This window comes from Microvirga sp. Mcv34 (assembly GCF_024519725.1).
Classification (GTDB): Bacteria; Pseudomonadota; Alphaproteobacteria; order Rhizobiales; family Beijerinckiaceae; genus Microvirga.
Genome location: NZ_JALJRK010000050.1, coordinates 20,652 through 37,153 on the forward strand (window position 1 = coordinate 20,652; position 16,502 = coordinate 37,153).

A 16,502-nucleotide genomic window follows, 5' to 3' on the forward strand; every position below is an offset into this window, starting at 1 on the left:
TTATTCCGCCGCCATGGGCATGCGCGCCTTTTGGGCTGCGCGCCACACCGCCTGGGGCGTCGCCGGCATGGCGATGTCCTCGTGGCCGAGGGCATCGGTGATCGCGTTGATGACGGCCGGCGGAGCCGCGATGGCGCCGGCTTCTCCGCAGCCCTTGATCCCGAGCGGGTTCGACGGGCAGGGGGTTACCGTCATACCGACCTGGAACGACGGCAGGTCGATCGCGCGCGGCATGCAGTAATCGTTGAAGCTCGCCGTGATGAGCTGTCCGCTCTGGTCGTAGAAAGCGCCTTCAAGGAGCGCTTGGCCGACGCCCTGCGCGATGCCGCCATGGACCTGACCCTCGACAATCATCGGGTTGATGATCACGCCGAAATCGTCCACCGCCGTCCAACGTTGGATGCTGGTCACGCCCGTATCCGGATCGATCTCCACCTCGCAGATATGGACGCCCGCCGGGAAGGTGAAGTTGGTGGGATCGTAGAACGCTCCCTCCTTCAAGCCGGGCTCCAGATCCTGGCCCGAGAACTTGTGCGCGATATAGGCCTGGAGCGCCACTTCGCCGAAGGCCAGCGAACGGTCGGTGCCGGCCACGCCGAACCGTCCGTCCTTGAACTCGATGTCGCCTTCCGACGCTTCGAGCACATGGGCTGCGACCTTCTTGCCCTTGGCGATCACCTTGTCGATGGCCTTAGCGATGGCCGACATGCCGACCGCGCCGGAACGCGATCCGTAGGTGCCCATGCCGAACTGCACCTTGTCGGTGTCGCCGTGCACGATGCTGACCTGGTCGATGGAAATGCCGAGCCGGTCCGAGACCAGCTGGGCGAAGGTGGTTTCATGCCCCTGGCCATGGCTGTGCGAGCCCGTCAGCACCTCGACGGAGCCGGTCGGGTTGACGCGCACCTCGGCGGATTCCCATAGGCCCACGCCCGCGCCGAGAGATCCGACGGCCTGCGAAGGAGCGATGCCGCAGGCTTCGATGTAGCTCGAGAAGCCGATGCCCCTGAGCTTGCCGCGACGGGCGCTCTCCTGCTTGCGCTGCTGGAAGTTCTTATAATCGGCGATCTCCAGGGCCTTGTCGAGCGAGGCGGCATAATCGCCTGTGTCGTAGGTCATGATCACCGGCGTCGCGTGCGGGAACTGGGTGATGTAGTTCCGGCGGCGGAACTCGGCCGGGTCCTGGCCCAGTTCGCGGGCGGTCTTCTCGACGAGCCGCTCGACCACGAAGGTGGCTTCGGGGCGCCCCGCCCCGCGATAGGCATCGACGGGCGCCGTGTTCGTATAGACCGCATCCACCTCGCAATAGATGGCCGGAATGTCGTACTGGCCCGACAGGAGCGGCGCATAGAGATAGGTCGGCACGGACGACGAGAAGGTCGAGAGATAGGCGCCGAGATTGGCCGTGGTGTGAACCCGCAGGCCGATGATCTTGCCGTTCTCGTCGGTCGCCATCTCCGCGTGGGTGACGTGGTCGCGGCCATGCGCGTCGGACAGGAAGGCCTCCGAGCGGTCGGATGTCCACTTGACCGGGCGCTTGACCTTCTTGGCCGCCCAGACGCAGACCGTTTCCTCGGCATAGATGAAGATCTTCGAGCCGAACCCGCCGCCCACATCCGGCGCGATGACGCGCAGCTTGTGCTCCGGCGCGACGCCGATGAAGGCCGACAGGACGAGCCGGGCCACATGAGGGTTCTGGCTCGTCGTGTAGAGCGTGTAATTGTCGGTTCCGAAATCGTACTCGCCGACAGCCGCGCGGGGCTCGATGGCGTTGGGCACCAGGCGGTTGTTGACGAGATCGATCTTGGTCACGTGCTTGGCCCGCGCGAAGGCCGCTTCCGTCTCGTCCTTGTTGCCGAGATGCCAGTTGAACACGGTGTTGTCGGGCGAGACGTCGTGCACCTGCACGGACGCCTTCGTGGCCTGAGCCGTGTCGACCACCGCCGGGAGCACGTCGTAATCGACCACGATGGCCTCGGCGGCGTCCTTGGCTTGGGCGAGGGTTTCTGCGATGACCACCGCCACATGGTCGCCCACGTAGCGCACCTTGCCTTGGGCGAGTGCCGGATGAGGCCCGGCCTTCATCGGCGAGCCGTCCTTGGAATGGATCATCCAGCCGCAGATGAGGCCGCCGATCTTGTCCGCCGCGAGGTCGTCGCCCGTGAAGATGGCGACCACGCCCGGCATGATCTTGGCCGGGCCCGTGTCGATGGACCGGATCGTCGCATGCGCGTGGGGCGAGCGGAGGAAATAGGCATAGGTCTGGCCAGGCCGGTTGAAATCGTCCACGTAGCGCCCCTGGCCGGTGACGAAACGCTGATCCTCTTTCCGGCGGACGGGTGCGCCGATCCCTGTTGCGGTCATGCTGTCCTCGCTTGTCTTCATGGGCCTCATGAGGCGGGTTTGGGGGCCTCGGCACGGACGTCGGAGAAACGACACCTGTTCGAGGCTCGCCCGCAACTTCCACCCGTCGATGAGGGCGTCGCGTCTAGGGTGAGCCTATCGGTCTACTCGGCCGCCTGCCGCATGGGTGCCTGGGCCATGCCCTGAGCGCCCGCGGCCACGGCCTTGACGATGTTGTGGTAACCCGTGCAGCGGCACAGGTTGCCTTCGAGCTCGGCCCGGATGGTCTGCTCGTCGAGCGCGTTGCCCTTGCGGTTCACGATGTCGATGGCAGACATGATCATGCCGGGCGTGCAGTACCCGCATTGAAGGCCATGATGCTCGCGGAACGCCGCCTGCATCGGGTGCAGCTCGCCGCCTTCGGCGATGCCCTCGATGGTGGTGACGACGCTGGCATTCGCCTGGACGGCGAGAACGGTGCAGGACTTCACGGCCTGCCCGTTCAGATGGATGACGCAGGCGCCGCACTGGCTGGTGTCGCAGCCCACATGAGTGCCGGTGAGTCGAAGATTGTCGCGCAGGAATTGAACGAGCAGGGTGCGGGGATCGACGTCTGCGGTGACGGATTGACCGTTCACCGTCAGGGAGACGGTGGTCATGCGTTGTATCCTCCTCTGGTGCCAGCAGCCCGGCCGACCTTCAGGTGGTCTCAGGCGCCAGCAGGTATTTTTTGTTGGACGGCCGCACGCATGCAATCCGTCGAAGCCGAGTGTGGCCTTCTCCGTTTGAACGGTCAAGTATCGGAAGATGGCGCAGAATGACTCACAGGATGATTACGCAGCGGTAGTTGCGGGCGAGAGTATCCTGGCGAAATTCGCGAAGAACTCGTCGGCGTATTTCTTGGCGACACCGTTGATGAGACGCCCGCCGAGCTGGGCGATCTTGCCGCCCACATTGGCTTCGACGTCGTAGATCAGTTTCGTGCCGCCCTCGATGTCCTCGAGCCGCACCTTCGCGCCGCCCTTGGCCCAGCCGGCGACGCCTCCCTGGCCTTCGCCGCCGATGGTGTAGCCGTTGGGAGGATCGAGATCGGTGAGGGTGACGCCGCCCTTGAAGGTCGCCTTGACGGGCCCGACCGACACCTTGGCGGTCGCCTGGAATTCCGTGTCGCTGATCTTTTCCAGCTCCTGGCACCCGGGAATCGCTGCCTTCAGAACCTCCGGATCGTTGAGGGCGGCCCACACCGTCGCCCGGTCGGCCGGAAGTTCGACTTCGCCCTGCATCGTCATGGCCATGCTCGGTTCTCCTCGTGTCACAGACCGGGTACAGAGTAAGTATAAATTGAGCGGCGCGTCATCTGCCAAGCGTTGCCGCATTGCACGCCTGCTCCGTCCTGGCCGCTTCGGCCTTCGCGAGCGCTTCCACGACGGCGTCGAAGGTCAGCAGGATGGAGGCATGCCGGGATTTCAGCTCCCGCGCCGGCTGCAGCAGCGCCAGCTCGGCCCATTTGCCCGTAGGAGGATCCCCGCCTTCCTTCAGCATGCGGCGCATGTCCTCCCGGAGTACCCGCAGCTCATCGGCGGTCGAGCCGACCACGTGCCGCCCCATGATCGACGAGGACGCCTGGCCCAGGGCGCAGGCCTTCACCTCCTGGGCGAAGGCGCTGACGACGGTCCCGTCGAGTTTCAGGTGAACCGTGACCGTCGACCCGCACAGCTTCGAATGGGCCTTCGCGCTGGCATCGGCGCCCGGCAGGGTGCCCTGGAGCGGGATGTCGGCCGCGAGCTCCAGGATGCGGCGGCTATAGATGTCGTTCAGCATCCCGGCCGTATTCCATCCAACGAAGATGCCTGTTCATCGCCGATGAGACGCCGCTCCGCGGTGCCTGTCAATGAGACGATCGGTGCCCGCTCCCATGCCGGTTGCGGTCCAAGGAACGGAAGTGGCAATATCGATCATGGGCGGTCTCCAAAACTGTTCTAGATCACCGCTCGGCGCGGACCCGTCCGATGCGCCGACCACCGGGAAGAAACATGCTCTCGACCGATATGGATATCCTGAAGACTGCGGAGGACTGGAGGCGCGGGGGCAGGGGGGTGGCGATCGCGACCGTGGTCGAGACCTGGGGATCGGCCCCTCGGCCCGTGGGCAGCCATCTGGTCATCGACGAGGACACGAACTTCCTCGGATCCGTTTCCGGCGGCTGCGTCGAGGGAGCGGTCATCACCGAGGCCCTGGACGTGATCGCCGATGGCAGGCCGCGCATGATCGAGTTCGGTGTCGCCGACGAGACCGCCTGGCAGGTCGGCCTGTCCTGCGGCGGCCGGATCAGCGTCTATGTCGAGCGGGTGGATTAGAGAGCATGCGCCTGGATCTCCTGTCCCGTCTGAACGCGGAGCGCGCCGCCCGCCGCGCCGCCATCCTCGTGACCGATGTCGAGTCGGGCGAGCAGCGTCTCGTCTTGGAGATGGAGGTCGGGAGCGACCCCCTGGCTCAGGAACTTCAGGGGGGCCTGCGCCAGGGCAAGAGCGGTTTCGTCGAACGGGATGGCCGCCGATATTTTCTGACCGTGCAGGCGCCGCCGGTGAAGGTGATCGTCATCGGGGCGGTCCATATCAGCCAGGCCCTCGCCCCCATGGCCAAGGGGCTCGACCTCGACGTCACCATCGTCGATCCGCGCACCGCCTTCGCGACGCCCGAACGCTTTCCGGATGTTCCCGTCGTAGCCGAATGGCCCGACGTGGTGTTGCCGGACCTCGGAATCGACCGGTACACGGCACTCGTCGCGCTCACCCATGATCCGAAGATCGACGATCCCGCGCTCACGGCCGCCCTGCGGTCGGACAGCTTCTACATCGGTGCGCTCGGCTCCCGCAAAACCCACGAACGCCGCGTTCAGCGCCTGACCGAGTCCGGGTTCACCGAGGCGGATATCGCGCGGATCCATGCGCCCATCGGCCTCGATATCGGGGCCGTGTCGCCCGCCGAGATCGCGCTCTCCATCATGGCCGAAATCGTCGCGAGCCTGCGCAAGGAGCGGAGGCGCTCGACGTGAAGTTCGGACAGGTTCCGGTCGAGGAAGCCGTCGGGGCTCTGGCGGCTCACAGCGTCAGGGCCGGCGAAACGGTCGTGAAGAAGGGCACCCTCGTCACATCCGAGATCGCCGACCGGCTGAAGCAGGCCGGGGTCGCGACCCTCATCGCGGCCCGCTTCGAACCCGGCGACATCGCCGAAGACGAGGCAGCCTTCCGGTTGGCGCATGTCCTAGCGGGAGCGAACGTCGTCGTCGAAGCCCCTTTCACGGGACGCTCCAATCTCCATGCCGAAGCCGCAGGCGTGCTCGTCATCGACGTCGATGCCATCCACGGCCTCAACGCCATCGACGAGGCCATGACGGCCGCCACCCTGCCGGCCTATAAGCCCGTCGTCGCGGGAGAGATGGTCGGCACGGTCAAGATCATTCCCTATGCCATTCCCGAGGTCCTGCTGCAGAAAGGCATCACGCGAGCCGGCAAAGGCGCGCTGCGCATAGCGCCCTACAGACGGCGTACGATCGGGGTCGTGTCGACGCTCCTTCCTGGCCTCAAGCCGAGCGTCGTCGACAAGACCCTGGCCGTGCTCGGAAGGCGGATGGAGCCCGCTCAGGCGCGGATCACGCAGGATTGTCGCGTGCCGCACGAAGCCGCTCCCCTGGCCGAGGAATTGGCTCGACTGGCACGGAGCGACGCGGAGCTCATTGTCGTCTTCGGAGCCTCGGCCATCGCCGACCGCCGCGACGTCATCCCCTCGGCCATCGAGAGGGCCGGCGGGCGGGTGGAGCATTTCGGCATGCCGGTCGATCCGGGAAACCTGCTTCTTGTGGGCTCCATCGCCGGCAAGCCCGTCATCGGCGCGCCCGGCTGCGCCCGATCCCCAAAGGAGAATGGCTTCGACTGGATCTTGCATCGCCTTCTGGCCGATGTGCCGGTGACCCGGGCGGACATCATGTCCCTCGGAGTCGGGGGGCTTCTCATGGAGATCGTCTCCCGGCCTCAGCCGCGAGCGGGAGGGGAAAGCGCCGATGAGGAATGAGCGGAGCGGCAGCCGGAATCATCCGCATCGCGTTCGGAGCCGGCGCCTGAAGTTCTTGTGACGGGTCAACCGGATATCGGGCCGATATCGGCAACGATCGATCAGTGGCGCGATGGGACTTTTGCCTCGAGCGAGAGGATCGCCTGCTCCAAACTGGGAGGAAGCGGCTGGTGGAGAAATTCGGCGTACATCTCGCACAAGGTCGTGCCGATCCTCTCCTGAGCCTCGGCTTGAATGTCGCTCCAGAGATCGTCGCCGCGCCATGCATGAGGCATAACGATGATATGGCCCTCGGGCCAGTCCTCGTCCGCACCAAAGTCCATTGTCGTCCCCTTGGCTGACCACGCTCAAAAGCCGGGAATTCAACACCTTTTGCGGACAAGCGTTCCGGCTGTCTCCGAATATTTCGCTAACATATGTTTATTTTGGATTAGTGTCGAAATCACAGGAACGTGAGGAGCTTAGCCACGTTGCATCCATCATCGGAGGAGACGGGGATGCAGAGGCTCAGAATGCCATTTTCAACACATGCAAAGCCTGCAAGCGTTTTGGCTCTGGCTCTGATGATCCCGGTCGTGGTTGGAAGCGTACCCGCCCATGCTGAAGGGATCTTCGCATTCCTCCAAGCGCTCACCCAGCCCGCGGCTGCGCCGCCCCCGGCGGCTCAGCCCTTCGGCTATCAGGCCGATCCTTCGCCTGAACGGTCCTACCAGAAGGCGCGGCCACGGCCGAAGCCGGTTGTTCTCGAACAGCCGGAGGTCAGGAAGCCCGTCGAACCCAAGCCGGTCGGCGAGATCGCCAATCCCGTTCCGGCGCTTCTGGCGGACAGCACCTTGCGTGCCGGCGACATGGTGATGTTCCCGGATGGGTTGCGGGTGTTTACGGGCCGGCCCGGAGGGCCGCACAAGCTGACCGACTTCAAGCCGCTGGCGCAGGCCGCCAAGCATCTCTCGCGTGAGACCCGCAAGCTCGTGGCCCATCTGCTCCCGGCGGAAAACGTCGCGTGGAATACGGATGCCGTGAAATCCAGCGGCATGCTCGCTTCCAACACGAATGATGTCTCGACCACGGGAAGCGTGAACAGGTCCAAGAGCCACAAGGACGCGCGTTCGCGATAATACGCCACCAATAAGCGAGCGCCCGGCTTGTCCGGGCGGCTCGCGCGTTGCCGATGAAGCGCTTATTCACCCCTCAATGCAGCCGGATGGTGGAGCCGTCAGGCCTTCATCCGGGAACCGGGGCGCCGGCTTCCTGCCTCTGCCTTCTGGGCTGAACTCTCCTCGACGGTGGGATAGACTCCCGACAGCACCTGATCGAAGTGGCGGCGCAGCGCATTGTTGCAGCCGCACGAGAGGTCGTTCAAGCTGTCCAGATCGCGGACTCGAACTCCGCCCCTGCGCGTCTCCAGAAGATGTCGACGCTTTAGGGATTGAATGACCCGACTGACGTAGCTCCGCCCAACCCCCATCATGCTGGCCAGCTGCTCCTGGGTCAGGGGAATGTCGTGGTCGCCGGTGCGGTCGATCGCCGCCAGCAGCCATTTCACCGTGCGCTGCTCGATCGTATGAACCGCATTGCACGCCACCGACTGGAAGACCTGAGCGAGCATGCAATCCGCGTAGCGGGCGAAGAGCTGCCGCAGGCTCGGTGATCGAACCTCGAATTCCTCGAGATCCGCCGTCGAGAGGCGCAGGAACGGACCTGGGAATTGGATCTCAGACCGGGCAAAGGCAGGAAGGCGTCCCTGGCTCACGATGCCGCCGACCGCGCCCTCGCGCCCGATCAGGGCCGTTTCCACAGTAAGGCCGTCCTCGAGCTCGACCACGAACGAGACGAGACTGGGCCCGCAGGGGAAGTAAACGAACCTGACCTCATCGCCAGGCTGATAGAGCTTCGATCCGGCCTCTCCGTCCCACTCCTGAAGCGAGGGCCCTACGATGGCCAGGTCTTCAGGTCTGAGGGCGCTCAGGAGATTGTTGCCGGCAATCCGGTCCCTGAGGCGCGATGAGATCATGGCAGGCTGCATCGGGTGTCTTCCCTCCAATCCTTTGGCAGGTCCAACGCGCAAAATCAGCTTGCGTTCAACTGTGAACATAACCAAGCGTTATGTTCACATGTGGACAGACAGAACCGGGCGCCCTGTCTACAAGGACACACAAGCGCCCCACCCGGAGGGCCGCATCATGCCGATGAGCCAGAGATCAGCCCCGTTGAGCAATTTGGGCGCTGGAGCGTTGACTCCGACGTGATCGACACCTTTGACCCGTTGAGACTTCCATGACGCTTACCTCGCAATCCGATGCCGCCCCGGTTCCGACCGGGGTTCCAGGCCTCGACGATATTCTCGCCGGCGGGTATGCCGCCAACCGGGCTCACCTGATCGAGGGGCGGCCCGGCTCCGGAAAGACGACCTTGGGGATGCAGTTCCTCCTCGCGGGCGCGAAGCAGGGGGAGAGATGCCTCTATATCACCCTGTCCGAGAGCAAGCGGGAACTCCTGTCCGTCGCCTCCCGGCACGGCTGGGATCTGAACGGCATCGAAATCTTCGAGCTGGTGCCGCCCGAGCTGAGCCTCGATCCGCAACAGCAGCAGAGCCTCGTTTACTCTTCTGATCTGGAACTCGGCGAGACGGTGCGCATGGCGCTGGCGGAAATCGAGCGAGTGAAGCCGAGCCGGGTCGTGTTCGATTCCCTGTCCGAGATCCGGCTCCTGTCCCAGGGTTCCCTGCGCTACCGCCGCCAGGTGCTGGCCCTAAAGAGCTATTTCCTGCTCAACGACGCCACGGTGCTGATGCTCGACGACCTCACCTCCGAGCAGGACGATCTCAACCTCCACTCGATCAGCCATGCGGTCATCCGACTCGAGCAGGTCGTTCCGGCCTATGGGTCTGAACGGCGCCGGGTCAGCGTCACCAAGATGCGCGGCACCGCCTTCCGGGGCGGCTATCATGATCTCGTCATCGAGCGGGGCGGCCTGCGGATCTTCCCGCGCCTGGTGGCATCCGATCACCACACCCCTTTCGACCTCGAAGCGATCCCGAGTCATATCGACGAACTCGACACCCTTCTGGGCGGAGGCCTGAGCCGCGGGACCAGCACCCTGATCGTTGGCCCGTCGGGCGTGGGCAAGTCCACGCTCGCGCTCGGCTTTCTCTGGGCCGCCCTGGAGCGTGGCGAGCCGGGCCTGATGACCAGCTTCGACGAGACGACCGGCATCCTGATGCAACGGGCGAAGGGCGTCGGCTTCGACTTGGAGCCCCATGTGGAAGCAGGGCGGCTGCGCATCGAGCAGATCGATCCGGCCAATGTCTCTCCCGGCGAGTTTTCCGGCCGGGTGCGGGACGCGGTGGAGCAGGGCGGCGCCAAGGTCGTTGTGATCGACAGCCTGACCGGGTACCTCAATGCCATGCCGGAGCAGCCCTTCATCGTGCTCCAGATGCACGAGCTGCTCACCTATCTGAACCAGCAGGGCGTGGTGACGATCCTGATCCTGGCGCAGCATGGAATGGTCGGCCACATGGTCTCGCCGGTTGACCTGACCTATCTGAGCGATGCCGTGGTGCTCCTGCGCTTCTTCGAGGCCGAGGGGCGGATCAGGCGTGCCCTGTCGGTGGTCAAGCGGCGCACGGGCGCACATGAGGACACGATCCGGGAGTTCCGGATCGATGGTCAGGGCTTGCGCGTTGGTCCGCCACTGGAGCAGTTCCGGGGCGTGTTGACAGGCGTACCGAAATTCGAGGGCCGTCGCGCCTCACTTCTTGAGGAGCGTGAGACCGTCAATGACGAAGGCCGATGAGGTATCCGTGCTGATCCTTGCCCCGCTTGGGCGGGACGGTACGGTGGCAGCGGCCATTCTTGGCGAAGTCGGAATCAAATCCACGATCCATTCCAGTCTTGAGACCCTCGTCGCGGGGTTGGATGCGGCCGCCTGCGGGGTCATCACCGAGGAGGCGCTGCTGAGCGCCGACCGGCGCGAGCTTGCCGCATGGGTCGAAAGCCAGCCCCCCTGGTCCGATTTCCCGTTCATCCTGCTGACCCACCGCGGTGGATCGCCGGTCGAGCACCTGACCGAGCTGCTCGGGAACGTGACGGTGCTGGAACGTCCTTTCCATCCGACCGTCCTGGTGAATGCCGTCCGGTCGGCCCTGCGGGCGCGCCAGCGGCAGAGGGAGGTGGAAGCCCATCTCGAGGAGCGGCAGCGGACGCATGAGCGCCAGGCCCTGCTGATCCGCGAGCTGCATCACCGGGTCAAGAATACGCTTGCGACGGTGCAGGGCCTGCTCGGGGCTACCGCCCGCTCCACGCGCTCCGTCGATGAGTTCTACAATTCGTTCTCGGATCGGATTGTGTCCCTGTCCAACACGCATAACCTCCTGACCGAGGATTACTGGCAGACGGCGCCATTGGTCGAGATGTTCCGGAACGAGCTGTCCCATTACGACGATGGCGCCCAGCGGCGGATCACCCTCGACGGACCGCCCGTGGAGCTTTCGGCCGATCTGGCCGTGCCGGTCGGGATGGCCGTTCATGAGCTGACGACGAATGCGGCTAAACACGGGGCGCTCTCGGTCCCGGGCGGGCAGATCACGGTGGCCTGGGCGGTGCGGGATCTGGAAACGGGGCGCCGGCTTACCATCCATTGGCTGGAGCGCGGCGGTCCGCCCGTCGAGAAGCCGAGCCGCAAGGGCTTCGGCTCCACGCTGCTGCATCGGGTTCTGACCCATCAATGCCATGCGACGATCAATATAGCCTATGACCGCGAGGGCTTGTCCTGCCACATGGACATCCCCCTCGTCGAAGAGCGCCTCGTGCCGGAATATTGAGTGTTGTGACCCTGTCTCGGAGCGAGGATCCGCCTCGATCACCGTCTCGCGCCTATGCCTCACGGCAGAAAATCCGACAGGCTCCGACCTATGGGACGCATTCGCATTCCCTTGATCGCCAAGGCTTGGCAACTAGATGCACCCTTTCACTGGACTTGTCTGCATGGCCCTCGATCCGACCCGCAACGCCTCGCTCACGGCGGAGCTGAACCCTTCCATTTGCGCTCGGGTTGCGTCCGGCCGGCATTGGGATGCCAAAGAGACGAACATGCGCCGCGGACCGGCGCGGCGGAACCAGCCCAGGGCGGGCACGCTGCCTTCGGCCCGGGCGCGCGGATGATGGACACTAAGCCTGTTTTCCCCGCCAGCCCTGGTTTTCTGTCCGGTGGCGGCGAGATGGGGGCGCTGATCCGGTCGCATGACTGGGCGGCTACACCCCTGGGATCTCCCGAATCCTGGCCGCAGGCGCTGAAGACGGTCGTCAGCCTTATGCTTCAGGCCCGCCAGCCGGCCTATATCGCCTGGGGGGCCGAGCAGATCTCGCTCTACAACGACGGCTACATCCCCATCCTCGGCACCAAGCATCCCGCCGGGCTGGGCCAGCCTGCGCCGATCCTGTGGGCGGAGATTTGGGAGACGCTGAAGCCCATCAACGCAGCGGTGCTCGCGGGCGAAGCGCAATGGTTCGAGGACATGCCGTTTGCGCTCGCCGGCCGCGACCTGAACATGAGCTGGTTCAGCTGCTCCTACACGCCGGTCCGGGGTGATGACGACCGGGTTATAGGCATGTTCTGCATCGCCCAGGAGACGACCGCCAAGGTGTTGGCCAGCCGCCGCATCCAGGCCGAACGGGAGCGCCTGGCCCGGATGTACGAGCAGGCCCCAGGGTTCGTGGCGCTGCTGGAAGGGCCGGAACACCGGTTCGGTCTGGCCAATCCGGCCTACATGCAGGTCATCGGCCATCGCGATATCATCGGCAAGACCATCGCCGAGGCGCTGCCGGAGGTCGTCGGGCAAGGCTATGTCGATCTGCTGAACGAGGTCTATGGCAGCGGCAGAGCGCTGCGGCTCACGGCCGCGAAGTACACTGTTCGGTCATTGCCGGGTGAGCCCGCCGACGAACGCTACGTCGATTTCGTCTACCAGCCGCTGACGGATGTCACGGGTGCCGTGACGGGCATTTTCGTGGAGGGATATGACGTCACGGATCGGGTTCGTGCCGAAACCCACCGCCGGGCGCTTGTCGAACTCGGAGAGCGCATCCGGGACATTGTCGACCCCGACGAACTCTCGTTCGCCGCGGCCGAGATCCTCGGCCGGACCCTGGAGGTGAGCCGGGCCGGCTACGGCACGGTCGACAAGGCCGCCGAGACCATCACGATCGTCCGCGATTGGAATGCCCCGGGCATTCAGAGCATCGCCGGCGTCCTGCACTTTCGTGAATACGGCTCCTACATCGAGGATCTCAAGCGTGGCGAAACCGCCGTGATCGCCGATGCCGACCGGGATCCGCGCACGGCCGCCACGGCGGACATGCTGAAGGGCATCAGCGCACAGGCCTTCATCAACATGCCCGTGACGGAGCGCGGAAACCTCGTGGCGCTCCTGTTTCTCAACCATGCCACGGCCCGCGAATGGCGGGAGGACGAACTCGCCCTCGTGCGCGGGGTCGCCGAGCGCACACGGACCGCGGTGGCGCGGCTGGAGGCCGAGCGGGAACTGCAGGCGCTGGCCGTAGCGCTGGAGCAGCAGGTCGCGGAGCGCGGCGCCGAGTACGACCGCGTGTGGCGCAATTCGCGCGACCTTCTCGTCATCGTGGGCGCCGACGGTATCTTCCGGGCGGTCAATCCTGCTTGGACGACGATTCTCGGCCATGCGCCGGACGAGGTGGTCGGACGCAGCTTCCTGGAATTCATCTGGCCCGAGGATGCCGCCCTGACCCAGGACGGGCTCGACGAGGCGGCCGCCGCGCATGATCTGACCAATTTCGAGAACCGCTACCGCCACAAGGACGGTACGCCCCGCTGGATCTCCTGGCATACCTCCGTCGAAGGCGACCTGGTGTATGCCTATGGGCGCCATATCACGGCCGAGAAGGAGGCCGCCGTGGCCCTGGCCCAGGCCCAGGACGCCTTGCGCCAATCTCAGAAGCTGGAGGCGGTTGGCCAGCTCACCGGCGGCGTGGCGCACGATTTCAACAACCTGCTCACGATCATCAAATCGTCCACCGACCTGTTGCGCAAGCCCGGATTGCCGGACGAGCGGCGGCGGCGCTACGTCGATGCGATTTCCGATACGGTCGACCGGGCCGCCCGGCTGACGGGCCAACTCCTGGCCTTCGCCCGCCGGCAGGCCCTGAAGCCGGAGGTGTTCGATGCGTCGGACCGGATCCGCGCCATCACCGACATGCTGCGCACGGTCGTCGGATCGCGCATCCGGATCGTCGTGGAGATGGCGAGCGAGCATTGCCTGATCGAAGCCGACATGAGCCAGTTCGAGACCGCTTTGGTCAACATGGTGGTCAATGCGCGCGACGCCATGAACGGCGAGGGAACGCTCACGGTGCGGGTCGACGAGGCATCGGGGGTGCCGGCGATCCGGGGGCATCGAGGGGGGACGGGATCGTTCGTGGCCGTTTCGCTGACGGATACGGGCGCCGGCATCGCGCCGGAGGAACTCGTGCGGATCTTCGAGCCGTTCTTCACCACCAAGGAAGTCGGCAAGGGAACGGGACTGGGTCTGTCCCAGGTCTACGGCTTCGCCAAGCAGTCGGGCGGCGACGTGGCAGTCGAAAGCGAGGTCGGCCGCGGCACCACCTTCACCCTGTATCTTCCGCGCATCGACGAGACCGTCGCGGCCGGGGAGACGCGCAACATTCCGTCGGGCTCGGCTCCCGAGGAGGGGCGCGGCCGCCGGGTGCTCGTGGTGGAGGACAATTTCGAGGTGGGGCGTTTTTCGACGCAGGTGCTCCAGGACCTCGGTTACGAGACGACCTGGGCGGCCAACGCGACCGAGGCCCTCACGCTCCTGCAGGGGGCCGACGATTTCGATGTCGTGTTCTCCGATGTGGTCATGCCGGGCATGAGCGGCATCGAACTCGGTCAGGAGATCCGGCGCCGCCACCCGAACCTGCCGGTCGTCCTGACCTCGGGCTACAGCCATGTGCTGGCCGAGAAGGGTCGGCATGGTTTCGAGCTGCTGCAAAAGCCCTATGCGGCCGAGGAACTGTCGCGGATCCTGAGACGTCTTACCGGAGGCCGCTATTCATCACGATGATGGCTCTTGTCCGGGTGCCATGCCGGCTGGTGCCGGTCTCCATTCCCCGGATGTTTACAATCATGAGGCGAGACCCAGGTCGAGCCGGGTCGCAAGGTCTTTATGAGTCACGATCAGCACGGCACAGAACAGGGTGCATCGAAGGACGAGCCCGATATCCAGGACGGTGGCCAGAGCGTCGGCGTGCCTGCCGCGGGCGAGCACGAGCATGCTTCGTACAACCCGACGGGTGGACCCGGCATCCATCACTGGCAGGAGGCGAGGATCACCGAGCCGGGGCTCGACGGCCGGAGCAACGTGTTCTTCGCCGCCATCGAGATGACCCGGATGCCGATGATCCTTACGGATCCCAACCTTCCGGACAATCCCATCGCCTTCGCCAACCGCGCCTTCCAGGACCTGACCGGGTATACGGAGGAGGAGGTGCTCGGGCGCAACTGTCGTTTCCTCCAGGGCGCCCTCACGGACAGGGAGGCCGTGTCCGAACTGCGGGACGCCGTCCGCGAGCAGCGGGCCGTCTCCGTCGAGATCCTCAACTACAAGCGGGACGGAACACCCTTCTGGAACGCCTGCTTCGTCGGCCCGGTCTTCGACAAGGACGGCAAGCTTCTCTACTTCTTCGCGTCCCAGCTCGACGTGACGCGACGGCGGACCTCGGAAGCCGCCTTCCGTCAGGCGCAGAAGATGGAGAGCATCGGGCAGCTCACGGCAGGCCTCGCGCACGACTTCAACAATCTGCTGCAGGTGGTCTCCGGCAACCTGGAGCTGGCGCTCTCGCGCACCCAGGACGAATCCCTGCGTCGCCCGCTGGAGAATGCCAGTCGGGCCGCCGAGCGCGGCTCCAAGCTGACGAAGCAGCTCCTGGCCTTTGCCCGCAAGACCCGCCTCGAACCGAAGCCGACGAACCTGAACAACCTGATTGTCGAATTCGGCGAGATGCTGGAGAACTCGGTCGGACCGCAGATCGAGGTGCAGCTCAACCTGCGTCCTCGCGTGCCTCTGGCTCTCGTCGACCCGGTGCACCTGGAGATGGCGGTGCTCAACGTGTTGATCAACGCCCGCGATGCCATGCCTAAGGGCGGCACCGTCACGATCAGCACGTCCAAAATGCACCTGAACGGCAATGCCGCCGCCCATCATCTGCCTCCGGGCGATTACGTGGCGCTGACGATCCGCGACGAGGGCGAGGGCATGCCCCCGCACGTTCTGGAGCGGGCGACGGAGCCCTTTTTCACCACCAAGGGGCAGGGGAGAGGGACCGGCCTCGGCCTGGCGATGGTCCATGGCTTCGTGCAGCAATCCCTGGGCCGGCTGGAAATCGAAAGCGAGCGGAAGGCCGGCACGACGATCCGGATGCTCTTTCCGGCCGCGGAGGCTCAGATGGAAGCCTCCCGTCTCCCCAATCCGGTCCCGTCCGTCACGGAGCCCAGGGGGCAGGCCGAGACGATCCTCGTGGTCGAAGACAGCAACGATGTGCTGGATCTCGCCCGTGAACACCTGAGCGCCCTCGGATATGCCGTCCTGGTTGCCAGGGACGCGGACGAGGCGCTCGCCGTCTTCGACAAGGCAGGCGACAAGATCGACCTGCTGTTTACCGATCTCGTGATGCCGGGCAGCATGAACGGATTGGCGCTCGCCGACGTCGTGCGCGAACGGGCGCCCGGCATCGGTGTGCTGCTGACGACCGGCTACAATGATGAACTCCTGATGGAGGAAAGGACCTCCGTCGGAGCCGATGTGCTCGGCAAGCCGTATCGCCGCGCCGAATTGGCGGACCGGGTCAAGGCAGCCCTCAACAATCGCGGCCGGGACCGGCAGCTCCCGAAAGTCGGTTCATCTCGGGGTCCACGGCACGAGGGTTGAGCGTAGATCCTCCTGGATCTCGGCCGGACGTCCGAGCGGGGCGGGCGGTATGGTGTCGTTTCTTTCCGGCTCGGAGTTGACAAGTGTGCTGTGAGGGGACATATCCGCAGCCCCGCCGGCTTTTGGG

Annotated in this window: 14 protein-coding genes; 8 read left to right on the forward strand and 6 right to left on the reverse strand. The window is 65.2% G+C overall.

Annotated elements, in window-relative coordinates:
- From OC446_RS21370 to OC446_RS21385, 4 genes are all read right to left on the reverse strand, one after another.
- Positions 1-2,364 (reverse strand): xanthine dehydrogenase family protein molybdopterin-binding subunit, encoded by a 2,364-nt coding sequence (locus tag OC446_RS21370; RefSeq protein WP_262031047.1) that lies wholly within the window; start codon positions 2,362-2,364, stop codon positions 1-3.
- Positions 2,365-2,507: 143 nt separating this feature from the next.
- Positions 2,508-3,002, reverse strand: coding sequence for a (2Fe-2S)-binding protein (locus tag OC446_RS21375; protein ID WP_262031034.1), 495 nt, complete (start codon positions 3,000-3,002; stop codon positions 2,508-2,510).
- Between the two features lie 174 nt (positions 3,003-3,176).
- Positions 3,177-3,638: an SRPBCC family protein gene (locus tag OC446_RS21380; RefSeq protein ID WP_262031035.1), complete on the reverse strand. Its 462-nt coding sequence runs from the start codon at positions 3,636-3,638 to the stop codon at positions 3,177-3,179.
- Positions 3,639-3,696: 58 nt separating this feature from the next.
- Positions 3,697-4,164, reverse strand: a complete 468-nt coding sequence (locus OC446_RS21385) for an iron-sulfur cluster assembly scaffold protein (RefSeq protein WP_262031036.1) — start codon at positions 4,162-4,164, stop codon at positions 3,697-3,699.
- A 212-nt stretch (positions 4,165-4,376) separates the two neighbouring features.
- Between OC446_RS21385 and OC446_RS21390 the strand changes: the two genes are divergently transcribed.
- Genes OC446_RS21390 through OC446_RS21400 form a run of 3 tightly spaced genes read left to right on the forward strand, consistent with a single transcriptional unit; the run spans position 4,377 to position 6,414 of the window.
- Positions 4,377-4,700, forward strand: a complete 324-nt coding sequence (locus tag OC446_RS21390) for an XdhC family protein (protein WP_262031037.1) — start codon at positions 4,377-4,379, stop codon at positions 4,698-4,700.
- Between the two features lie 5 nt (positions 4,701-4,705).
- The gene (locus tag OC446_RS21395; RefSeq protein ID WP_262031038.1) at positions 4,706-5,398 is read left to right on the forward strand and encodes an XdhC family protein; all 693 of its coding nucleotides are present in this window, start codon (positions 4,706-4,708) and stop codon (positions 5,396-5,398) included.
- Positions 5,395-6,414 (forward strand): molybdopterin-binding protein, encoded by a 1,020-nt coding sequence (locus OC446_RS21400; RefSeq protein ID WP_262031039.1) that lies wholly within the window; start codon positions 5,395-5,397, stop codon positions 6,412-6,414. The genes OC446_RS21395 and OC446_RS21400 overlap by 4 nt, the downstream gene beginning before the upstream one ends.
- 101 nt (positions 6,415-6,515) lie before the next feature.
- Here the strand turns inward: OC446_RS21400 and OC446_RS21405 are convergent, their stop codons facing one another.
- Positions 6,516-6,737: a hypothetical protein gene (locus OC446_RS21405; protein WP_262031040.1), complete on the reverse strand. Its 222-nt coding sequence runs from the start codon at positions 6,735-6,737 to the stop codon at positions 6,516-6,518.
- 189 nt (positions 6,738-6,926) lie between these two features.
- Between OC446_RS21405 and OC446_RS21410 the strand changes: the two genes are divergently transcribed.
- The gene (locus OC446_RS21410) at positions 6,927-7,532 is read left to right on the forward strand and encodes a hypothetical protein (RefSeq protein WP_262031041.1); all 606 of its coding nucleotides are present in this window, start codon (positions 6,927-6,929) and stop codon (positions 7,530-7,532) included.
- Positions 7,533-7,630: 98 nt separating this feature from the next.
- On the opposite strand, the gene OC446_RS21415 is transcribed toward OC446_RS21410, so the two are convergent.
- Positions 7,631-8,428 carry a Crp/Fnr family transcriptional regulator gene (locus OC446_RS21415; RefSeq protein WP_262031042.1) on the reverse strand — a complete coding sequence of 266 codons (798 nt, stop codon included), beginning with the start codon at positions 8,426-8,428 and terminating at the stop codon, positions 7,631-7,633.
- A gap of 263 nt (positions 8,429-8,691) precedes the next feature.
- Between OC446_RS21415 and OC446_RS21420 the strand changes: the two genes are divergently transcribed.
- From OC446_RS21420 to OC446_RS21435, 4 genes are all read left to right on the forward strand, one after another.
- Positions 8,692-10,209 (forward strand): ATPase domain-containing protein, encoded by a 1,518-nt coding sequence (locus OC446_RS21420; RefSeq protein WP_262031043.1) that lies wholly within the window; start codon positions 8,692-8,694, stop codon positions 10,207-10,209.
- Positions 10,193-11,236, forward strand: a complete 1,044-nt coding sequence (locus OC446_RS21425; protein ID WP_262031044.1) for a sensor histidine kinase — start codon at positions 10,193-10,195, stop codon at positions 11,234-11,236. Before OC446_RS21420 ends, OC446_RS21425 begins: the two co-directional genes overlap by 17 nt.
- Before the next feature lie 336 nt (positions 11,237-11,572).
- Positions 11,573-14,512 (forward strand): PAS domain-containing protein, encoded by a 2,940-nt coding sequence (locus tag OC446_RS21430; protein ID WP_262031045.1) that lies wholly within the window; start codon positions 11,573-11,575, stop codon positions 14,510-14,512.
- Between the two features lie 102 nt (positions 14,513-14,614).
- Complete coding sequence (locus tag OC446_RS21435; RefSeq protein ID WP_262031046.1) at positions 14,615-16,375, forward strand: histidine kinase famiy protein; 1,761 nt, start codon at positions 14,615-14,617, stop codon at positions 16,373-16,375.
- Positions 16,376-16,502: the final 127 nt, after the last annotated feature.

What these genes read in the sequence shown, in the direction of transcription:
- OC446_RS21370 (WP_262031047.1), bottom strand. Translation starts at nt 2,364, where the DNA reads ATGACCGCAACAGGGATCGGCGCACCCGTCCGCCGGAAAGAGGATCAG.
- OC446_RS21375 (WP_262031034.1), bottom strand. Translation starts at nt 3,002, where the DNA reads ATGACCACCGTCTCCCTGACGGTGAACGGTCAATCCGTCACCGCAGAC.
- OC446_RS21380 (WP_262031035.1), bottom strand. Translation starts at nt 3,638, where the DNA reads ATGGCCATGACGATGCAGGGCGAAGTCGAACTTCCGGCCGACCGGGCG.
- OC446_RS21385 (WP_262031036.1), bottom strand. Translation starts at nt 4,164, where the DNA reads ATGCTGAACGACATCTATAGCCGCCGCATCCTGGAGCTCGCGGCCGAC.
- OC446_RS21390 (WP_262031037.1), top strand. Translation starts at nt 4,377, where the DNA reads ATGCTCTCGACCGATATGGATATCCTGAAGACTGCGGAGGACTGGAGG.
- OC446_RS21395 (WP_262031038.1), top strand. Translation starts at nt 4,706, where the DNA reads ATGCGCCTGGATCTCCTGTCCCGTCTGAACGCGGAGCGCGCCGCCCGC.
- OC446_RS21405 (WP_262031040.1), bottom strand. Translation starts at nt 6,737, where the DNA reads ATGGACTTTGGTGCGGACGAGGACTGGCCCGAGGGCCATATCATCGTT.
- OC446_RS21410 (WP_262031041.1), top strand. Translation starts at nt 6,927, where the DNA reads ATGCCATTTTCAACACATGCAAAGCCTGCAAGCGTTTTGGCTCTGGCT.
- OC446_RS21415 (WP_262031042.1), bottom strand. Translation starts at nt 8,428, where the DNA reads ATGATCTCATCGCGCCTCAGGGACCGGATTGCCGGCAACAATCTCCTG.
- OC446_RS21420 (WP_262031043.1), top strand. Translation starts at nt 8,692, where the DNA reads ATGACGCTTACCTCGCAATCCGATGCCGCCCCGGTTCCGACCGGGGTT.
- OC446_RS21425 (WP_262031044.1), top strand. Translation starts at nt 10,193, where the DNA reads ATGACGAAGGCCGATGAGGTATCCGTGCTGATCCTTGCCCCGCTTGGG.
- OC446_RS21430 (WP_262031045.1), top strand. Translation starts at nt 11,573, where the DNA reads ATGATGGACACTAAGCCTGTTTTCCCCGCCAGCCCTGGTTTTCTGTCC.
- OC446_RS21435 (WP_262031046.1), top strand. Translation starts at nt 14,615, where the DNA reads ATGAGTCACGATCAGCACGGCACAGAACAGGGTGCATCGAAGGACGAG.